This is a genomic window from Pseudomonas sp. S3_E10, assembly GCF_054667615.1.
This window is the reverse complement of sequence record NZ_CP162743.1, coordinates 2,465,794-2,486,090: the sequence shown is the minus strand read 5'-3', so window position 1 is coordinate 2,486,090 and position 20,297 is coordinate 2,465,794. Positions and strand designations below refer to the sequence as shown.

Sequence of the window (20,297 nt, the reverse complement as noted above, 5' to 3'; positions counted from 1 at the left end):
GCGCGACTAGGATTGCGCCCAACGCCTGTGGCTAACAGCCATGACTCATCCAATAAGAAAAGGCCCGCGGCATGTTCAGTCGTCCGCGGGCCTTCTTTTTTCCGGATAAAGTCGACACCAGAAAAGCGACACGGAGCCCTGGTGTCACAGCGCGTACTCAACCAGAAATAAGGAATACAAAAAAATGTTGAAGCAACGGATGAGTCTGATCGCTCTGGGGATTTTGAGCGCATCGGCAGCCATGGCAAACGACCAGGAGCAATCCAAGGGTTTCGTTGAAGACAGCCACCTGAACATCGCCGCACGTAACGCCTATATCAGCCGCGACTATAAAAACGGCAAGCAAGACAAAGCCGAATGGGGCCAGGGCTTCATCGGCAAATTCGAGTCCGGCTTCACCCAAGGCACCGTCGGTGTGGGTGTGGACGTGATCGGCCAATACGCTATCCGCCTGGATGGTGGTAAAGGTCGCAGCGGTGCGGGCGGTATCAACTTCTTCAAGCAAGGTGACAGCGGCGCGGCAGCCGACGACCTGGCCAAGGGCGGCGCGGCAGTGAAGTTCCGTGTCTCCAACACCGTGCTCAAGTACGGCGATCAAATGCCGGCCGTCCCTGTGCTGCAGTACGACAACTCGCGCCTGTTGTCGGAAACCTACACCGGTACCTCGATCGTTTCCAAAGAGATCGAAGGCCTGCAACTGGACGCTGGTCGCTTCACCAAGGAAGCCCAAAAAGCCGCCGAAGGCACCGACAGCGGCAACCTGAAAAACATCAGCTACCTGGGCGGCAGCTACAAGTTCACCGAAAGCCTGTCTGCTGCGCTGTACGCTTCCGACATGGAAGACGTGCTGAAGAAGCAATACGTCAACGTCAACTACGTACTGGCCCTGCCGGAAAAACAGTCGCTGACCTTTGACTTCAACGGCTACAAAACCAAGCTAGACAAGAGCTTCGCCGAGCAACGCGGCGATGCCGACGCGCGCGACAACAAGATTTGGAGCCTGGGTGCCACCTGGGCAGTGGGCGCACACAGCTTCACTCTGGCCCACCAGCGCAGCACCGGCGACACCGGCTACCTGTATGGCGGCTACCGCGACAATACCCGCGACACCGGCATCGGCGATGGCGGCAACACCATCCTGCTGGCCAACTCGTACTGGTCCGACTTCAACGGCAAGGACGAGCGTTCGTGGCAAGCGGGCTACGGCATCGACTTCACCACCTTCGGCGTGCCGGGCCTGACCTACAACGTCGCTTACGTGCGCGGTACCAACATCGACGATGGCTCTGGCCGTGGCGATGGCACCGAGCGTGAAATCTGGAACCAGTTCAAATACGTGGTCCAGAGCGGCCCGGCCAAAGACCTGAGCCTGCGCGCCCGTGCCTCGTGGTTGCGCGTGTCCAACAACGCCAGCAACTACAACGTTGGCGGTAATGAACTGCGTCTGTTCGCCGACTACCCGATCAACGTTTTCTAAGTGATCGCACGTCGTGCCTGATGCCAGGCGATAAAAAACCCCGACTGGTTCGGGGTTTTTTTATGGGCGCCGATCAGTCCTCGCGGTGCTGCAAAATCTTGCGCGCCAGCGACGCGTTGACGTAGTCAGTCATCAGCACCAGGCCGTCGTATGGCTCGATCTTTTTGTTGTCGATGCACAGCTGTGCCATCTGCAAAAGCACCTGGCGCTTCTTCTTGTTGACCCGTGCACCAGGCACGCCGAACGCGGTTTTGCGCAACTCGGGCAATGGCGCTTCCGGCGTCAGATCCACCGTCACCCAGATGCCTTGCATAAATTGCAACGTGACGCTGTCGATGTGCTCGATGGGCAACGGCTGCGCCAGGTTGGCAAACACAAAATGTTCCGGCGTCAGGCGCAACGCAATTTGTGGGGCGCGTTTGAACCGACGCACGCCCAGCCATAGAAAGATCAGCGCGATGCTACCGATGGCCGCACCGGCGCCGAGGGCGGACAACGGCGTGCCCTTCATGCGCTCCGGCGCAAGCCAAGGCTGGGCCATGACCCACAGCCCGAGCAGCACGAACGGGATCGACAGCACCGCCATCAGCACAGCGCCTCGGCGCCCGCCCTCGTGCAACGCATGCTCGCCCTGGGCCGATGCGACCATGGTTTCCAGCAGATGGGTGTGCTCGGCGTTCTCCACCACCGCCACCTCAATCAAGTCGCCGGACAGTTGTTCGCGTAATGCCCTTGGTGCGCTGAAACAGGCGTCGATTTGCGCATTCGCCGCGTCACGGTCCACCTCGCGCGTGGCGCTGCGCACTGCATCGTCCAATGACACACCCAATGCCTGTAGGCGTTCGCCATTGGACGGGTGGGAATCGGTCGGGTGCGCTTGCTGAATCTCCAGGGTTTCGGGCGGCAGTTGCAGCTCACACCCGCGCAAGGCGCCGAAAACCGCATCGGGCAGGTCCGTCGCTGACGCCGCGTCGCACAACGCCAGCAGTGAGTCCTCAATGTGCGGCTGCAACACCGCCACCCGCAACAACGCCGAGGCGGCCGCGGCATTGCCCACCAACCGCGCGCCGGCGGCATCCGCGAGTAATTCGCGCTCACGGCTCCAGTGGTTCACCGCCTGGTCAAAGCGCTGCATGAAAAACACGCCGAACATGAACGACGGCCGCATCAACCGTCCCTGGATAAAGTCGCTGGCCAGCAACGCGTTCCACAGCGCTTCGAGGCTGCGATTGACCCCATCGTAGATCGGCAAAAAGCGCAGGCTGTACGCCGTGTCTTGCCCCGCAAAGTGCGCCAGCTCGTGGCCGATCACCGCGCCGATTTCCTCACGGCTCAACAGGCCCAGGTACAGCAGCGGCACATGCAAGGTGCGCCCCTGCAGCGCAATGTCCGCCGGTTGCACAACGGCGTCGCTGGAGGTCACGTAAAAACCCTGGGCCAGGCTCACCACAATATGGTCCGGCGGCAGCGCGCCCAGTGAACCTGCCAACTCGTTTACATACCGCCACAACCCCGGCGCCTGCTCGGGGCTGACCACCTGGCCGTACATCTCCAGCGGCTCGGGCGTGAACATCCCCAGCATGTGGCGCAGCTGTTTAAGCAACTGCCAGATCGAATACAGACAGAACGCCGCGACCACCCCCAGCACCGCCATCAGCTTGACTTCGCCGCTGCCCAGCCGACCGATATGCCACATCGCCAAGCCTTCAAAACTCAGCACCAACGCGACCGCCGCCGCCATCGCCACCCCATGGCTCACCAGCACATAGGGCAACAAGCGGCTGCCCAGAGAAAACACCTGCAACAACCTCTGCCGCGACCGCCGTGCCCGCCGCCCCGCCCAATACGTACCCGCCAAAGCGGCCACGCCAACCCCTGCCGCCAACAGCCCCAGGCCCATCACCCACGGCGCCAGCCCACGCATCACACGGTTCACGCGATGAGCAATGGGCAGTTCGGTTTCGATTTTTGCCAGGCGGGAGAGTGCCAGTTGCACACCGATTGTTTCGTCTACCAGCTTGACCTTGGCCGCCGGGTCCTTTGCCGCCAGGGCTTGAAGTTGCTGCTTAGCGATATCCACATTGATGTGGTAATCGATCATCGCGGTGGTGGTTTCGTCAGCCCGCTGACGCTCCCAACCACCCAGGGCAGCGAGCACCAGCGGGAAAATCACCAGCAGAGCAACTAATTTCAGGGCGTTCATGGGGGGCCGTTCACCACGCAGAGATGAACAGGGTTATACCGAAAAAAGCGCGCCAGGCCGAGGTGATCGTCCGTGGGAGCTGGGCAGCGCGCACAAAAAAGGCCCACCTTTCGGTGAGCCTTTTTTGATGTTGCGTATGGTGCGGCACCAGGAGTCGAATATATCTTATATACATATGATTTATATGAATTTTATTTAGCTATTCAAATCGGATTACCCCTTTGAATACCCTTGATCCCGGCAGTGGTCGAATATATTTTGTGCACCTGTTTTTCAGCTATGCCTAACCGTATTCGGATTACTCCCCAAGTATGAAATTTGAGCTGTATTTCAACGGACAAAAGACAGGAAACGGCCAAAATTAGCCAGTGGAGCGGCTGAGCTGCGCTACTGCAGGTGTCTGTCAGATGGCGAAATGCCCTGCACTCCGGTTAGGATGAAAAAAAACTTCAGGGAGGGAAGGCGCATGAGTCAGTATCTATTGAGCTTTGCCAAAAGCCACTTGGATGGCAAATCGGATGGCTATCTGGCCCTTCTCTGGTGCATGGCCAAGGCGAGCCAGGATCGCGGACGCTATTCTGATCACATCAAGTCCTATCTCGCGTCGAACGCTGACCAACTGCTGAACACTAATTTTCAGCGTATCGGTGCATTGTTCAAAAGGGGGCTGGAGTCTAGGCCAGAACTGGACTGGGTGGCACCCTCAGGCCTCAGTCCTTTACTGGATTTGCAGGTCAAAAATTTCAGAGGCTTTGGCGAGTTGTCTGCGGATGACAGGGGAAGCTTTCTGCGTTTTAGCAAAATGAAGAACATCTTCTACGCACCTAATGGAGGGGGGAAGTCTTCGCTTTGTGAGGCGATTGAGTATGGCACGACCGGGCATATCAAAGAGGCAGATCGCCGGAAAACGAAGGTAAAGGCCTATATTGCTAGGGATAGTGCAAAACCGACGCTGTCGTTGGTGGGCCGGGACAGAAAAGCCGTGACTAAGAGCCTAGCTTGGTCAGCTTGCTTCATTGATCGCAACCGTCTGCAAGAGTTCTCGTTGCTTGGCTCTAAGGATACGGGGAGCGCTGAAAGCGACGTAGTGGCCAGCCTCTTCGGCCTCGAAGAGTTCCAAGAGATCATTGGACGGTTCGTGAAACCGGAGAGCTTCAATCTCACCCTGTACTTGAAGCCAGACCAGGCCGAAGCGTTGACCGAAGTTGAATTAGACCGGAAAGGCCTCCTTGCCGAGCGCCAGGATCATTTCAACCGCATAACTGAGATCAATGACCAAGTATGCGAGACGCTCGGTTTGCAGTCGGATCAGCAATCTGCTGTTCGGATTAGATTTTTGCGGCTGAAGAGCGAGATCGAGCACAAGATCCGTAAGTCAGAGCAACTCAAGCTTGCAGAAGCTCCGGTCGTTGATTCTTTCGAACGAATTAAGCGTGCGGCGCGTGCCGCCCGCTACCTCCTTGCCCGAAAGTCGATGATCGAAGCCTTGTTTTTAAAAAGTGCCAAGGACGTGAACTACGAAGCCATTTACTTGGCCATCCAAGACCTGGGTCAAGTGGAAGGCAGTGACACCTGTCCAGCATGTTCTACTCCGTTGCAACGCGTTGTGGAGAACCCCTTTGAAAAGGCAAAGCGAGAGCTTCATACCTTAGGCCGACTGGAGCGTTTAAGGGCCGCTAACCAGCGTAATGACGAGAGGATTCTTCAAATCGTCAGAGAAATTGCCAACGGGCTTGCGGGAATCGAAAAGAACACCCGGTTGGATGTCCCTTGCCGTCTTCACCTAAACGACCTCAAAAGCGAACTGGCCAACTTCCAGGCGTCCACCGACCGAGGAGCGCGTGCGGTGTCCGTGCTAAGTCACTTCGTCTCGCTTGTTAGAGAAGAGACCGCCGAAATCGAGACCTACCTGCAGGCTTGTACACTGAAGAGCGAAGTGTTCGCGCAAACTTCGGAGGCTGTCTCCCGTCTGGGCAGAGCGGTCGAGGTACTACAACAGACGCAAGATGCAATCAAAGATCTATTTGGTGCCAAAAAAACCTGCAAAAAACTGATTGAGACTGCAGGCGAAAAGATCGCGCGACTCATTGATCGAGGAAATATTTTAAAACGTGATGACGCCGATACGGCTCGATTCAATACCCTCATTCGTCAATTGCAGGATGAGTACGGCAACCTCTATCAAGATCTGCTGGAGTACAAACTTCACCTTGAGAAGACACGTATCACCGGGATCGAGACGAAGGCGGCTGAGTACTACAAAGCCATCAACGATCATGACGATGAGCATGAGCGTATTGATGCTATCCGCTTCGAGAAGATCAACGACAGCTATCGAATCAAGATCAACGCTGCGAACGGCACAGTGCAGGACGCTTTCTCGGTATTGAGCGAAGGGCACCTTCGCGTGCTCGGCCTTTCGCTTCTGCTGGCAATGGCAGAGAAAAATATGCTCCCGCTGATTGTGTTCGACGACGTCGTGAACGCGATCGACAGCGACCATCGCTCGAACATCATCGACCTGTTTTTCTCTGACCCTTACCTTCGGCGTACTCAGATGGTCGTGACAACACATGACCGTCTGTTCTGGGAGCGCTTCTGCATCATCGCTGATCGGCACCCTCAGGCTGATCAGCACACAAGTTGCGTCTTGAGCTACACGAACAGAGGCATCGTGGCGGTCGATCACTCAGGTGGATTTCAAGGCAAGGTGCATGAGGCGTTGCGCGTCTATGACGTGAGGCAGGCATTGATTTATTGCCGGATCTGGTTCGAGTCGATCGTGATCGAGTACTGTCTGGATAATGCCGTGGCGATCACAGCTCAGTTCGGCAAGTCTCAGTTAAAAAAGAACGTATATCTGCAGGTCAGTCTGGAGAGAACTTTCTCACTTATCGAGCCGCTGCTCGCTTACGATCCTGTCCACTTCAACCTGATCAAAAATGATCTGGTGAACTGGGCGGGTCAGAACCAGGAACACCACGCATTTGATGAGGGGAGCCTGAATTTCGTTCATTCAAAAACCAGTAAGGAAGTGGTCAGAGTCTACGATGCGATTCGCTTACTTGAATGCCAGCTTTTCCCTCTCAAGAAGAACATTGCTTGTAAGGTGTTTCTGGTTGAAGTGAACAATAAGATCGATCAGTGGGTGGCGAAGCTTGCCAAGCTCGCTCAGGCTCCAGAGGACGTGAAAAAGGACGCTGAGGCGCGCCTGAGACTCCTGCGCAGGCGGGCAGATGAGCTGACTCAGGAGCTAGCCTACATCGCCGTCTGCCTAGCCGAGATGGCTAAACTAAATCTTCTGCCAAGCGGCCAGATGCATCCGGACGACGAGCTTCTGGAAGAGGGGGGCTAGGATGCAGATGTTCGCCTCCCCAAAGATTAGCGGCTACCAGAGGCCAGTGCCCAGCTAGAGTTGCGGAAAGAGCCATTCGAAGGAAACTCACGCCCCCCGATCACGGACATATACCAGCGCCTGCGCACACCCAGCGTATCGGCGGTTTTTACGTGCTACGAATGACGCGCACCAACGTGTTCTTCCATGATGCATCATGGCTTGAGTACGTCGTGCGCCCCCGAAGATCCTCGACAGGAAAATACATGGCGACCAAGCCAAAGAAAAAAAACTCCAAGAATCGGACACGTCGCAATGCCGGCGGCGCTGCGACGGCGTCCGGGATGAACTTTCAGGCTGCTGTCACGGCGATCGCTGGGAGTCACTTGTTGCTTGGCGCATCGCTCGGGTGGCTTGACGGCTTGATTGAGGATATCCCAACCGCGATCTGGGCCGAGACTGGCGGTCCGGGTGACGATATCCGGATTGAGTTGAGAAACGGCGAAGTTCTCGAAGCGCAGGTCAAGCGCGGTTTGAGTCGTGGCGAGAATTTGTGGGAGGCCATGCGAGCACTGGCGGTTGGTCTTGACGCAGGCACGATCCAGTACGGCGTCCTCATCGTTTCGCCCGACACGAGTAAGACCATCTGGACGGACTTGGCCAGAGATAACCGACGTCTTGGTGAAGGGCGCACCGACAACCTAAGCGATATCGGTCTGGAATGGCTCAGACGACTAACCGATGCCGCGCTGCCTGTGAACGAGGTGTGTGCCTGCCTCCGTATTCACGTTGTGCATGCATCGGATGCAGATCATGTCTCGGTGATGATGGCTCGGGCCCGCCTGGCAAGCAGCTTCGCCAGCGCCTCCGATGCAGATAGCATTTGGTTCCGACTGTTACAAGACGCGCATGTAATCACAGAACGACGCGGCCGCTGGGAACAAGCTGGCTTGGCTCAAATGCTGATGGGGATGGGGGTGCAAGCGAGTGCAGCCGCAACACCGGCAAGTGTCGCCCCCCGGGTCAGTTGCTGGGTCGCTGATTCTAACCAGCACTTTTCTTTGCTCGGTGTTAAAAACTCGCTTTCGATGGACAAGGCTTGGTTGCCTCTCAAAGCCGGTGTGGCGGATCCGGGCGAGCCAGAGCCCACTGATCCAGTCGCGGCCTTGGCACACTATCATGCTGCTTCCGGCGCCTCGCGTTCGAGGTGGAACAAACAAAAGACTCTAGAAGCCGAATGGGTCGGTCGGTTCTACACACGCGCCGTCGTGATCGGAGGACCGGGCATGGGCAAGAGCACGCTCATGACTCGGCTCGCTTGTCTATATGCGCGCGATGGACTACCGGTCCTCAAGGTTCGCTTGCGGGATATTGCTGCTCGACTCGCCGCGGGCAACAGCTTCGATGAAAGCGTTTTGCAGTTGGGCTTGGATGGATCAGGAGTCCCGTTCCAACAGGTTCGCGACAGTTCGCTTGCCGACTGGGTTTTGCTATGCGATGGGCTAGACGAATGCGATGCACACCAAGAGCTGGTGGCAACACGCATCCGACAGTTTAGCGCAGGTAATCCGCGCGTCCGAATTATCGTAACGACTCGCCCAATTGGGTACCAGACTGGGGAACTATCGGAGTGGAGACACTACGAACTGATCGCTCCAGATGCCGAGCGAGGAGCGGAGAACTTAGCCAAGTTGTTACAGGCCGCCTCCCCCAAGCGCGCGGCGGAGGATTCTGACTGGGCCTTTGCTTTGGCGACCGAGCAATTGGAAGGTAACGCGGCGAAGGCCGTGATTTCGCAAAGTCCACAACTGTTAGGCATGGCCGCGTCCTTGCTAGCACGCGGTGGCACCTTGGGCACGTCCAAGACTGAGCTATATCAAAACCTCTTCGAGGTCATCGATGCTGAGCCAAACACCCGCAAAGCGCTGGATGATCAACCTGATTCAGCCGTGTTGGCCCGGGTCTTTGACATCGTTGGCTGGGAACTGATTGCTGACCCACTCGCCAAGACTTCTGATCTACTGACTCGAACTGCCATTCATCTTCGCGCGGATCTGGGCGTGATGCCGCTCAAGGCCAAGTCCATCGTCAACGCCGCTTTGAAGTACTGGCAGCAGGTAGGCCTGATAGAGCAAGTGCGCCACGGAGCGACGACCTTGATCACGTTCGTTCACAAAACTTTTGCTGAGTTCGCTGCAGCAAGGTTCGTATGGACAAACCACGAGGCGACCGAACGTGCGCGCTGGTTATCTTCGTGCCTGGATGACTACGAACGTTGGAGCGAGGTGGTGGTCTTTGCCAGCGCCAAGATGTGCGAGGAAGTCCTGCAGGCTTTGCTGGTGCGGGTGGCGCAGGGGGATCGCCATGCACTCGAGCGGGCCTTGGGATTGTTGGTAGCAACCCCTGCCGGCGTGTTGGACGATACCGTCCAGCGTCTTGTGCAGTTGTCATTTGCGCAAGTTGACGCCGATAACACGGTGGTGGCTTACCGTTTCGGATTGCTTTTGGCACGACTTGTCACGCGATTTGAGCCAGTGATTGGCGCACTATCTAGGGCACGGTTGCATTCAACCCAACCCTGGACACAAAGGGTGGCGTGGGCATGTGAAGTCGAGATGGCCGAGTTCGATATCGATACAGCCCAAAACAAGCTGCACGAGTTTTTGGCAAGCAGCTCTCCATCGACGTCGATAAATTCAATGATGTCAATCAGTAGCTTGTCGCTCAGGCGGAACCCGGAAAACGAGCTCCACGAGAGCATGGCGCTAGCCTTAGTGCGACGCAGGTTAGCAGACCGTTCGGTCGATCAGCTTACTGCCTTGCTTAAGCTGTTTACTGACCAAGCCTTCGATACCGTCGGCTTCAGCATTAAGCTGAGTAAGCTTGCAAATCAGGCGGGTATGGAGCTGCCACATGTCCGGCATAACCTGAGCGGTGACGCTCTCGCAGCGATGTTCCCCGCCGTCGAATACAGGCAAGCGCATACCACAGCCATGGATGCATTTCTCAGCACCCTGGCCACTCAGAATGAATCCATTGGCAATGGGACAGCACTAGACCCAACGCTGCAACTGAGCGCGCTGTTCGAGATCACTGGATGGAACGAATCGCCCGCGTCGGATATCTGGTGGGCGATGAAGCCCGTCGACCGTGAGCCGATGCGTGAGGTCCTGCGTGGGATAATCGCACTTTCGGTAATTCACCCTGGACAGCTCCAGCTCGAGGCAGCGGCTGTGCGTGCACAAATTAAAGACGAACACGCAGATCCAGAAGCTTGGTTTATTCCCCACACCGTCGAAGTCGATGTCCCGGAACTGGACTGGAGTCGGGCAGGTTCCTTGGGGCTCGACCGCGCCAAGCTTGAGCATGCCGCCCTGCAACGGCCTCAATGGTTAGCGATATCGGCGACCAGACTACTTGAAAGTCTCGAGCCTCCGGACCCGGATCGGCTCGCCGATCTGCTCGCCAAGGCAACTGGCCTGGGAGTATTTACTGCCTGCCACCTCGCACGCCAGCAAGGCGAGATCGGCTTAAAGCTCCTGCTTGATCGTCTGGATGGTCCGATCACCTCCGGATTCGAACATCTTATAGGAGCACTCGCAAAAACCAGCACGACCTGGCCGCAGGTGGCTGACGGTGTGGGTAAGGCGATGCATGCGTCCAATGCACGCGTCGCGGTGGCGGCGGCGAGTTTGACGCTCAAGCACGTCAAAGGTGGGGGCGCGGTGCCTGAATCGATGTTGGAAGCGGCGTACCAGTATTGGTTGGCCCATGAAGAGCCCTATCCCGTGTCCTCGGGCACCGTTCCAGACAGTCCGAGGGAGACGCTTTTGGAGGCGATGAACTACCTTCGGCCGGTTTCAGATGAGCGGGCGGTCGAGCTACTCAATGATATGCGTCGCGATATGAAGGATTTAGCTCTGTCCTGGCTGATCCAGCGTGCCACTCGGTCTCCAATATCACGATCGAAGCTGGTCACATCCATGAGGGGAAAACTCCCCAATGCAGAGTCGGTTGCAAGATTGCTTGATTCGGAGATTGCCTTCGACGAGGCAGAGATATCGCAACTGTGCGATCTGTTTTCCGATGCCGATCCTGACTATCGGCTGGCTGCGTTGCGACTGATTAAGCCTCATCGAATGCCCAACGACCTGCTGACGGCGAAGCTCAAAGCACTAATGACCGACACATATTCCGATGTCGGCCGCACTGCGCGAACGCTGTGGGATACCTTGGAAACCGATGGCGGCGTCGATTGAGGGCATCCGGACAGCTTGGAGTTGGCGATGCTAGCCGTTGGCTAGCCATTTGCCCAAGGCAGACCGTTTTTCTCGAATGAAACACTGGGCGCGACAGCCCAGTGCTTCTGACGATGGCCATGAGATTACCAGCTGCGCTCAGACTTGCTGCCGCCTGATACATCAGCATAGTAGCGATCCTTGCCTTTTGCCTTTTAAACCTCTGAGATAGCCTCATGGCAGCTAGAAGTGGTCCACGACCGCCTTAGCATTGCTGACCAATGTCCGTTTCTGGCTGGTTTCCGCCTATTACCAAACGGCTGAAGTTGGCGGCGGATTCAATTGGTCAACGGCAACATCGTAATTCCTGTATAGGCAGGAGGAGTGTGCAGATGAAGCAAAGACCGCCGCGTATAGTTATCGGTCGTGACCATTTGGATCAGGCTCCACTCAGAGATTGAAAACCCATGACGTTTTTAGACGTCGAGCGAGCAGTCGAATCGTCAGCATGTAGTAATACCGCGTTGCCTCACTCCGTTGGCTCAGTCGGTGTTCTAGAAACCAAGCCACATGCTTTCTCTGCCAACCCCAAGGTGTTTCTCGCTGCCAGCGTGCTGCGATTTCAGCCTGAATGATTTTCGCCTGGTGCAAATGGCGTTGCCAGGTCGCGTGCGAGCCGGTCAGCACGCCAGCCAGGAACAGCTCCATATCGAATGGCTTACTCATGCTACCCACCGATATAGGCAGCGACCACATCGATCCGACCGTGCCCCAGCTCATAGCTGATTTTCTTTCGGGCATTACGATCAAGGTACCTATCTATCTCGCAGCATCGACCGCCATTGATAGGCGCTCGGTGCTGGGTAATCCGCTCATAGCGCTCACATGCGTAAGCAGCTCGCAGTTCATGAAAACCTTTGAGGTTGTGTGCATGGAGAATGTCCCTCGAGGGGCGGACGATGTCCTGCAGAACGTTCAGAAAGCGTTCATTTGGTGCAATCAGGTTTCGGCTACCCACTGGCGAAACCTGCGCCGCAAATCCAAGCGCATCGCGAACATGCTGATCTACCGCAATCCAGCGAGACGCTGAAATACCGGCACGGCCGCCTTTGGTACCGTCCTGAATGCTGATCTTGCCGAGGTCTTTAGCCTCCCGGCATAGCCGTGGAAGGTCAGCCAAGATGGCCTCATGCAAGCGTATGCCAATGGCGCGAGCCAATTGAGCGATGGCAGCAGCACGTGGCATCTGGTGCTCGCAGAGAGCGTCGACTAACCGCTTCACAAGTTCGCGGTCTTGGCCTTGAGGTGCCGAGCGGCGAATACCGGTTCGTTGCATCCTCAATGCCTTGCTCGGGCTCGTCACTTTCACATATTGATCACCTCGAAGGGCCGCCATGGTTCGGTTCACGCTGGACAATCGGTTTTGCGCGGTGGCGATGGCGAGCTCACCTTGTTCAACTTGCCGCAGATGTCTGGCGTAATCCAGCAAAGTCTGCCGAACAATCTGACGAGCATCGTTAAACCTGGATCCATCTTCCGACCGACACCAGCGCACAAACGCCTGCCAGCGATCCCTGTGTGCTTTGACCGTGCCGTAATGCCCGCCGCCAAACAGATCTTTCAAGGCCTTTGGCCCGGCATAGCTCAACTGCCGACCGTAGCCAAAATTGCGTCCGTCTCGCCTGCCCACCAGTGCCATGATCGAACTCCTCTCGAAGCCAAAACTTTTAAAACTTTCCCCACGTCATCCCGCCAAGAATGTTGAGTGTTATCAGGGATTAAGGTCCCTGCGACCAGTGAGGGTTGTCCACTAACGCGGGACTGACGGCTCTTTACAACCGGGAGCTTGGGTATCTCATGATCTGGCCTCCTGAACACCGATTCCGGTGGGCGGGTGGAGACTGCATTGGCTGACGAGGCCAATGCCGCGAGATCCTGAATCAGGTGAAGGCAGTGATGCGATGACCGGGGCATGCCTGACTGTCAGTCAGGTGCAGTCCATTCCGTGGACTGCGGCACCATCATCTGCATCGCTGTTGCCGGTGACTTCGGTGTTTGTCACGCCGATTGTCACGAGGGGGAATGCCGCAAAGCCTTGTACGAGTTGGGCTGCAGCAGCGGTTGGAGCGCCCGTCTCTTTCCGGGAGAAAGAGACGGGCGCAGGTTGGCGCACGGGAGTGGCCAAGCGGATAGGTTGCTGCAGGGCAGCTATGAAAGGGGATGAGTTGCCGCAGTGGGCACACTGGTAAAAGTAGGCATCCATCACTCGGCGAGTGACCGTGCGAGCCACCGGACGCTAATCGCACTTTGGGAGAACCACCACGGTGTGGCGTAGCCTTAAAGGTTCTGGCTACCTGGGTTGCTGTCAACGACAGCGCTTTGCCCGATCTTTTCTACGCCTGTGGATAATTCGGGTCAAGGCTCGAATTTTCGGGAGTTCTGCGGCTGTGGATGAAATTATCCACCGGTGGAAATCATTGGTTTTCCACAGACAGTTGCGTGGGCTTTAGATTTTTTAAATGAGGTCCATCCAAGCAGGGCGGCTTTGCAGCCCCGCTTGGATGGACCCGCGTGGAAGGGCGGACAACGGTGATCTCACAGGCTTACCCACGTTTGGATGCGCCACGGCTATTTTGTAGGGCTGTGATGTTGTCGCCGACTGGGTGAGCGAATTCGTGGGGTGTCACATGCCCATGGCGGTTGGCGTCGATGTAGTTGCTCCACCACGCCATGATCAGCCTGCGCTGTTCGAGGAATTCGGCCTTGTGGATATACGCGGCACGCACACGGTTGCGTTCCTTGTGGCTCATTTGTCTTTCGATGGCTGCGTCGGTCCATAACCCGGACTCCAGCAGAGCGCTACAGGCCATGGTCCTGAAGCCGTGGCCGCACACGTCCTTGCTGGTGTCATAGCCGACGTTGCGGAGCATGGTGTTCACCGTGTTCTCGGACATGGGCTTCCAGTACTTGTGGTCGCCCGGTAGCACTAACTCTGAAAAGCGACTGAGGCTGCGCAGGCGCTCCAGTATTTCGATGACCTGCGGCGAGAGCGGGACCATTTGAATGTCGCCGTTCATCTTGGTCCCGCGCGTGGAGTTGTGTACCCCTTCAATCGGTGCGCGCGTATCGGGGATTTCCCACATTGCGCGTTGAAGGTCGAACTCACTCCATCGAGCGAAGCGCAGTTCGCTGGAGCGGACGAATACATGCAGAGTCAGCAGTACGGCAAGGCGCGTCAGCTCGCGACCGTTGTAGTTGTCGATGCGTTGTAGCAGTTCGGGTAGGCGGTTGAGGGATAGGGCGGGGCGATGGACTGTGCGCGGCGCGTGAATCGAGCCTGCCAGATCCAGTGCAGGATTCATGGTGATCTGCCGAGCCCTTTTGGCCCCGCGCATGATGGTGGATAAGTAGTTCTGTACCCGTAACGCCACATCCATGGTGCCGCGTTCCTTGATGCGCTGGGTGATCTCTAGCAGGTCATGGGTATCGAGTTCAGCGATGGGTCGTTGGCCGATCAGCGGGAAGACGTGGGTACGCAGTCGGCTCATCACGGTTTTTGCGTGTCCTTCGGTCCAGCGACGGGACATGTCGGCGTGCCACTCCAGGGCAACGGTTTCGAAAAGCAGTGCCGCACGCTGGGCCACGATCTTGGCCTTCTTCTTTTCTTCCATTGGGTCGAGGTTGTCGAGCAGCAACGCCTTGGCTTCGTCTCGCTTACGTCGTGCGACGGAAAGGGTAACGATGGGGTAATTGCCGATGATGAGCGTACCTTCCTTGCCGCTGGGCTTGGTGTACTTCAAGCGCCAGGTCTTCACGCCATTGGGTTTGACGAAAAGGTACATGCCGCCGCCGTCGAACAGTTTGTAGGCGCGTTCGCGGGTTTTGGCCGTGCGGCATTGCAGGTCGCTGAGGGGGATCGCTAGACGTGGCATAGGGGTACGCGCTCCTGACCGGGAAATCGCAGTACCCCTAACATACCCTCGGGGAAGGGGGATTTTGTTGGATCCCGACAGAGGGTCCTGGAACGAAAAAACCCGCCAAAGGGCGGTTTTTCGGGGCTTCCAGAGCATTCGGTGGAATGCAATGGAGCCTAATGTGGTGCCGGCACCAGGAGTCGAACCCGGGACCTACTGATTACAAGCTAGGTGCCCAGAACATATAAATCAACGGCTTACGAGATTCCTTGTTACGTGCGGACACTCCAAAGCCCGCATAGATAGCGGGCTCTGGTTCGCTTGTTACGTGGGGTTTTCTCAGTCTGCAGACGGGGAAACGGTGGGGATGCTCAGGTCGTATACGTCCATCATCTTGGGATCACGGTGGCCGCTGGCCTCCTGCTTGTCAGCCCGATTGCCCACCGTGTCGGTGATGCCGCGCCGTTTCAGGTCGTGAAGGGCAAACCGCTGTTCTGGCGTGATGAACTCGTCCGCCAGTGCCAGGGTGATGAAGCGTTGCCAGGCCGTGTCCAAGCTGGTTTTGCGAAGTGGTCCACCGTGGCTGGCCACAATGATAGTTCTACGTGACGGCAGGATCGGAATCGCGGTTTTGCGCTTGGCCCATACCTTTGCTCGATAGGCTTTAGCGTTGTCCCAAGCTTTGAGCAGACGTGGCGTCCAACGCACGATGTTGTCCCGACTGCCTTTGCGGCGGTTGGTCAGTATTCCGCTTTCCAGCTCGTTTTCGTCAGTGAGCGTCACAACCTCAATGCCGCGCAACCTGCAGAGGTAGGCCAGCTCCATGACGTAGCCAAGGTATTCGGGACAGCCGCCTTTCTCGTTACGCTGCAGCAAACCTCTGGCAATTGCCCGGTCGATGAGAGCGTCCATAACCAGGTGATTCGGCAGGCGGCGCTGTTTGCGCTCCACGGGCGCTTCAATGCCAAGAGCTGGGTTTACTTCCAGGAAGCCGCGATTGCGGCCCCACTGCAGTACACGGCGCAGGTAGCGCAACGCATGAGCTGCTTTCGATGGCGTGCCTTCGTCCGCCAGTCGATCAACGATTCGTTGCACCAGGGCAGAAGTGAATTTTCGAACAGACAGATCTCCCAGCGGTTTTCCCAGTTTGGTGGGAATGCTCAGAAGAACATCGCGGGAATAGCAGTAGTCGTCGTGGGTTTTTGAGCTGAGCTTCTTGTACCTATCGCTGTCGTGGAACTGTGCGCAAACGTAGCGGAGCGTTCCCCGGTCAACGTTGGAAGCCTCGTCCATGATCTGGTGCAGCTCTGCGAGCGAAACGCTCGCCGGGGCAATGTTGCGCCGGCGCTGTGTACCCGTCTCGTCACGATGAAGGGTGTACCAGACTCCTTCGTTTCGCTGGTCAAAGTAAACGGCCGCTGGGAGAGCGGCCTGATCAATGTGAGCGGGGATGTGCGGATTATGCTTCCGCTTCCTTGCTTTCCTCATAGGATGTCGGCGTCGTATCGCTCTGCAGCGGCGGGCTTCATGCCTGCGGCTTGGTTGATAAGGTCTAGCGTTGTCCATGGTCCAGTGCGGCCACGAAACAGGCGAATGCCCTGGTCAACCAGCGACCGTTCAACATCAGACCGGCGTTGGTAGCCAGTGATGCGCTGCAGGTCGGTGAATACCAGGACATTGTCCGATCGGGAGTTCATTGCTAACCCTCTATGAGCTGGAACACCCCGGACAGTCTAGCGCTGCAGCCGGGGTCTGGTTATTAGAAGTTGGGGTGGAAACTACTAAGGATCTATCGAATCGGCTTAGCCAGAAGTTTGGAAACCAGCGCCGCTTCATGTGCGGTTAGGTCGCCGAGCAGTTGAGCCGTAGAGGTGACAGATTCAAGACGGATACGAGCATCGGTCGTTTTCTGTACCTGGTAATCAAAAAGCGCGGTTCCGACGATTCGGATGGCCATCAGGTGCCGCGCCGCTTGCGTGCCCTCGGCCAGTGATGTGGTAGCCTTCGATTTGCTGCTGCTTTGGTGCTGTGCTTGCATGGTGTTGCCCTCAGTGGTGGTTGGTGCCGGGGAGCTGTAACTCCTCGGTACCGCTCTAATTACCGGCCTTCGCCGGCAGTGGTTGGTTGCACTTGCCTAACCAGGTGGATCACCAGGTTCTCGAGTTCGATCACGTCGTCCATTGCCGACTGCCATTCCAATACCGCCTGGATCTGCTGCCTTGTGCACTGCAGAACCAGAAGTTCGTTCTCCGTGGCACCACGAACTTCCAAAATCTCGACCAGGCCAGCAGCGCTATATGCCTCGGCGTGTACCAGCTGGCTGGCCTCGCCAATCCACTGCTGCAGCTCCATCATGTGTTTGAGCTGTTTCGTAGCGCCGTCCCGACCTTTGCCGGTGATAATTTGTATATGCATTGGTGCTGCTCCTGGTGGTGGTCAGTCGCTTCGGAACATCCAGCAGCGAACGGTTTTTGCTTTGTCGAACGCGTCCTTCGCCCGTGCCGAGCAAACGCTGCGATTGGTCTCAATGAACTTGGGGCACTTACTGGTCTTGAGGTGGCGCTTGAGTTCGGTCAAATCCGGGACTTTCTGCCGTTTGTTCGCCGCCATTTCCGCGAATTCGTTCAGGTTGACGGCGATCAGACCGTCAGTTCGGGAGTGGTTGAGGTCCCCATCAGGCCCGTTGAGGTAGTCGAACAGTTCCCAAAACTCCACAACGACGGGGTGGTCAGCGTTTATGGCTAGCTGGCGATCCTTTGCCATGCTTTGAATCTCGGCGTGGGCCGCATCCACCTGGTGTTTTTTCAACGGGACGACGTGCACCAGGGCGTCGACCAGGGCGTGCAGTTGGGCATGATTCTTTGCGATCCGCACCGTGCGTATTTCGGGCAGGGCGAGCAATTGCTGTTCGTACTTGGGACCCTTTTCGCGGACAGTTTCCATCACTGCGCTTTCCATCATGGTGGACTTCACCAGGAAGCCGCTGACGCGATCCACCGGCATGCGCTCCAGCTTTTCCACCAACAGTTTGGTCTGGGGTGTCTGGCCTTCTTTCGTCATTGCGATGTGCACAAGCCGCTGCAGGATGGGTTCTGACGCATTGACAGCGTGGTTTTGGCCAATGACCACGGCCGCACGGAAAGGCGGTTCGCGGGTGTCATTGCCGTTGTTCTTCACACCGGTGGAGCGGACGCTACGCCCGTTATAAGCGGTTTTCAGTTCGTCCCAGTCGTACTGTCTGGTTTGACTGCCGTCGGTCTTTTCCCGCTCGGATTCAATCAGTACCACCGGCAGATTGGCGACCTGGGCGAAATTACGAGCCCGTGCTACCGGTGTGCCCTTGGTTGGATCGAAGCCCTCGTAATCGCTCCGGCCGCACAGCTTCCACAGGAACTCAATCAAGGTGGATTTGCCGGCACCTGGTTCGCCGATGATCTCCATGAACGGGTAGCTTTTCTGGTGCTGCCGGATTTGCTCGGCAAACAGGGAGCCAAACCAGAAAGCGAGCGCTACCAGGCCCTTGGCGCCGAAGCACTCCCATATGATTTCAAGCCATTCAGTCTCAAATTTCTGCAGGTCGGTGTTTAGGTTGAGGATCACGGACTGGCTCAAGGTCTTGATGCTGAGCCGGTCCATATCGAAAAAGTCTTCCTCGTTGAGCTTGAACACCTTCCCGTCGCGCACCGCCACGTCGCCATAGACGTACGCACCGTGTTCACGGGTATATCCCGTGAAATCAATGGTCTGCACAGTTTTCAGAGCGTCGGTTTGTTCCTCAATGAACGCATCCAGTTGTTGCGTGGTGCCGGTGAACATCCCGCCTGGGGCAATGCCGAGTAAGCGCTTCTTGAACTCTGCAGACGATGCGATCTGAGAGCTGGTGAAGGTGTTCTTAATAGGCGGGGCGTCATGTGCGAAGGTGATGCGGAAGTAGTACCAGGACTCATCGGTGAGCTTGTTTTCCTGGTAGTACAGCGCTTTGGGATTGCACGTAGCGATACGCTGCAGGGCGCCGCACTGCTGCATAGCCTTGGCACGCATCTGCTTATTATTTAACTGCTGGTCGTCGTGGTGTTCGCTGTCCTCAAGTTCCTGAATCGCCTTGTTGTACTTCTCCAGGTCGAGCTTGAACCAGTAGAGGCGGTTGCCGAACTCCAAGTGAAATTCGCTACGGCGCTTCCAATCGAACATCACCAGGGCCTTCTCCGTGGCGTTGTCGGCAATCAGCAGCGCGCCGTGGTGGCGGGCTGTGGTGATGTCCTTGTCAAACTGGGCGTCGCGCTTAGCGCCCTCGTCCAGGAACTGCCAGCGCTGGTGCAGATCGTTCCAGTCGACCTTCCGGTTGTCCCGCTGCGGGATTTGTGCAGCTTCGCAAGTGAAGCCCAGTTCACGCGCCATACGCACCCACCGCTTTGTATAGGCGTGTGCACCTGGCTCGTTGTCCAAGGCCCACACCAGCTTCGGCAAGTTGCCTGGACGCGCTGCCACGATCGCCTGCAGCGAGTCGGCCGGGAAGGCGTTCGAAGACATAGCCGATACGGCAGCAATATTGTGATGGACCAGGGCGATGGCATCGAATATGCCTTCAACGATCCAGATTTCTTTCGCTTCCAGGACGTCGACACACGGCGGGCACCACCACGTGCCCCGGTAGCTTTCACCTGGTGCGAACCGGGCTTTCATCTTTCCGAAGCGGGCCGGTTTGTCGATCAGGCGTTCCCAGTAGCCGCCTTTCTCCAGAGCGAAACGAACCGTGGCGCTGCCGGCGTTGTGCTGCCCTGAATAGTGGGAGTCCTGGGTGAACCAGCCGGCGATCAACTCGATGTTGAATCCGCGCCCAAACTCCAGATAGGCGCGGGCTGTGGCCGTGGGTGCGTTGTCCGTCGCCGGCGCACGCTTGCTCCAGTCTTCAAACAGATCGTTGTAGATTTCTTTGACGTGCAGGGTGTGGCCGCACTTCTCAGACCGGCCGCAGATCACCAGCCAGGGTTTGTCATGACGCGAATACAGCTCACGCTTGTGGCACTTAGGGCACTCACCACCGCGCATGTAATCGGTATCTTTGCGATGTTTCAGGCCGTAGTCGGATTCCAGGCGCTGCAGCACGTCGTGACGAAGATCTTCTTTCATG

Annotated in this window: 12 protein-coding genes; 3 read left to right on the top strand and 9 right to left on the bottom strand. The window is 57.0% G+C overall.

Going from position 1 to position 20,297, the window contains the following annotated elements; translation table 11 throughout:
- Nucleotides 1–184 precede the first annotated feature (184 nt).
- On the top strand, nucleotides 185–1,477 hold the full coding sequence (locus AB4N98_RS11170; RefSeq protein ID WP_017526018.1) for an OprD family porin: 1,293 nt from the start codon (nucleotides 185–187) through the stop codon (nucleotides 1,475–1,477).
- 73 nt (nucleotides 1,478–1,550) lie between these two features.
- Here the strand turns inward: AB4N98_RS11170 and AB4N98_RS11165 are convergent, their stop codons facing one another.
- Nucleotides 1,551–3,680 (bottom strand): M48 family metallopeptidase, encoded by a 2,130-nt coding sequence (locus AB4N98_RS11165; RefSeq protein ID WP_460149449.1) that lies wholly within the window; start codon nucleotides 3,678–3,680, stop codon nucleotides 1,551–1,553.
- A 466-nt stretch (nucleotides 3,681–4,146) separates the two neighbouring features.
- Here AB4N98_RS11165 and AB4N98_RS11160 point away from each other — a divergent pair, with 466 nt between their 5' ends.
- A complete protein-coding gene (locus tag AB4N98_RS11160; RefSeq protein WP_460149448.1) occupies nucleotides 4,147–7,035 on the top strand; it encodes an AAA family ATPase in 2,889 nt (962 codons plus the stop codon).
- Nucleotides 7,036–7,196: 161 nt separating this feature from the next.
- Nucleotides 7,197–11,273: an NACHT domain-containing protein gene (locus AB4N98_RS11155; RefSeq protein ID WP_217855624.1), complete on the top strand. Its 4,077-nt coding sequence runs from the start codon at nucleotides 7,197–7,199 to the stop codon at nucleotides 11,271–11,273.
- A gap of 429 nt (nucleotides 11,274–11,702) precedes the next feature.
- Here the strand turns inward: AB4N98_RS11155 and AB4N98_RS11150 are convergent, their stop codons facing one another.
- From AB4N98_RS11150 to AB4N98_RS11115, 8 genes are all read right to left on the bottom strand, one after another.
- Nucleotides 11,703–11,978 carry a hypothetical protein gene (locus tag AB4N98_RS11150; RefSeq protein WP_217855626.1) on the bottom strand — a complete coding sequence of 92 codons (276 nt, stop codon included), beginning with the start codon at nucleotides 11,976–11,978 and terminating at the stop codon, nucleotides 11,703–11,705.
- 1 nt (nucleotide 11,979) lies between these two features.
- On the bottom strand, nucleotides 11,980–12,951 hold the full coding sequence (locus AB4N98_RS11145) for an integrase domain-containing protein (protein WP_217855628.1): 972 nt from the start codon (nucleotides 12,949–12,951) through the stop codon (nucleotides 11,980–11,982).
- A 904-nt stretch (nucleotides 12,952–13,855) separates the two neighbouring features.
- Entirely contained in the window at nucleotides 13,856–15,184 is a 1,329-nt protein-coding gene (locus tag AB4N98_RS11140; RefSeq protein WP_460149447.1) for a tyrosine-type recombinase/integrase, read from the bottom strand.
- Between the two features lie 321 nt (nucleotides 15,185–15,505).
- On the bottom strand, nucleotides 15,506–16,654 hold the full coding sequence (locus AB4N98_RS11135) for a site-specific integrase (RefSeq protein WP_460149446.1): 1,149 nt from the start codon (nucleotides 16,652–16,654) through the stop codon (nucleotides 15,506–15,508).
- Nucleotides 16,651–16,863, bottom strand: a complete 213-nt coding sequence (locus AB4N98_RS11130) for a DUF4224 domain-containing protein (protein WP_122561392.1) — start codon at nucleotides 16,861–16,863, stop codon at nucleotides 16,651–16,653. Before AB4N98_RS11130 ends, AB4N98_RS11135 begins: the two co-directional genes overlap by 4 nt.
- Nucleotides 16,864–16,955: 92 nt before the next feature.
- Nucleotides 16,956–17,204 carry a hypothetical protein gene (locus AB4N98_RS11125; RefSeq protein ID WP_460149445.1) on the bottom strand — a complete coding sequence of 83 codons (249 nt, stop codon included), beginning with the start codon at nucleotides 17,202–17,204 and terminating at the stop codon, nucleotides 16,956–16,958.
- Between the two features lie 59 nt (nucleotides 17,205–17,263).
- Complete coding sequence (locus AB4N98_RS11120) at nucleotides 17,264–17,581, bottom strand: hypothetical protein (protein ID WP_460149444.1); 318 nt, start codon at nucleotides 17,579–17,581, stop codon at nucleotides 17,264–17,266.
- Nucleotides 17,582–17,602: 21 nt separating this feature from the next.
- A complete protein-coding gene (locus tag AB4N98_RS11115) occupies nucleotides 17,603–20,296 on the bottom strand; it encodes a toprim domain-containing protein (protein WP_460149443.1) in 2,694 nt (897 codons plus the stop codon).
- Between the last annotated feature and the right edge of the window lies 1 nt (nucleotide 20,297).

Coding starts and splice junctions, on each gene's coding strand:
- AB4N98_RS11170 (WP_017526018.1), top strand. CDS start 185: ATGTTGAAGCAACGGATGAGTCTGATCGCTCTGGGGATTTTGAGCGCA.
- AB4N98_RS11165 (WP_460149449.1), bottom strand. CDS start 3,680: ATGAACGCCCTGAAATTAGTTGCTCTGCTGGTGATTTTCCCGCTGGTG.
- AB4N98_RS11160 (WP_460149448.1), top strand. CDS start 4,147: ATGAGTCAGTATCTATTGAGCTTTGCCAAAAGCCACTTGGATGGCAAA.
- AB4N98_RS11155 (WP_217855624.1), top strand. CDS start 7,197: ATGACGCGCACCAACGTGTTCTTCCATGATGCATCATGGCTTGAGTAC.
- AB4N98_RS11150 (WP_217855626.1), bottom strand. CDS start 11,978: ATGAGTAAGCCATTCGATATGGAGCTGTTCCTGGCTGGCGTGCTGACC.
- AB4N98_RS11145 (WP_217855628.1), bottom strand. CDS start 12,951: ATGGCACTGGTGGGCAGGCGAGACGGACGCAATTTTGGCTACGGTCGG.
- AB4N98_RS11140 (WP_460149447.1), bottom strand. CDS start 15,184: ATGCCACGTCTAGCGATCCCCCTCAGCGACCTGCAATGCCGCACGGCC.
- AB4N98_RS11135 (WP_460149446.1), bottom strand. CDS start 16,654: ATGAGGAAAGCAAGGAAGCGGAAGCATAATCCGCACATCCCCGCTCAC.
- AB4N98_RS11130 (WP_122561392.1), bottom strand. CDS start 16,863: ATGAACTCCCGATCGGACAATGTCCTGGTATTCACCGACCTGCAGCGC.
- AB4N98_RS11125 (WP_460149445.1), bottom strand. CDS start 17,204: ATGCAAGCACAGCACCAAAGCAGCAGCAAATCGAAGGCTACCACATCA.
- AB4N98_RS11120 (WP_460149444.1), bottom strand. CDS start 17,581: ATGCATATACAAATTATCACCGGCAAAGGTCGGGACGGCGCTACGAAA.
- AB4N98_RS11115 (WP_460149443.1), bottom strand. CDS start 20,296: ATGAAAGAAGATCTTCGTCACGACGTGCTGCAGCGCCTGGAATCCGAC.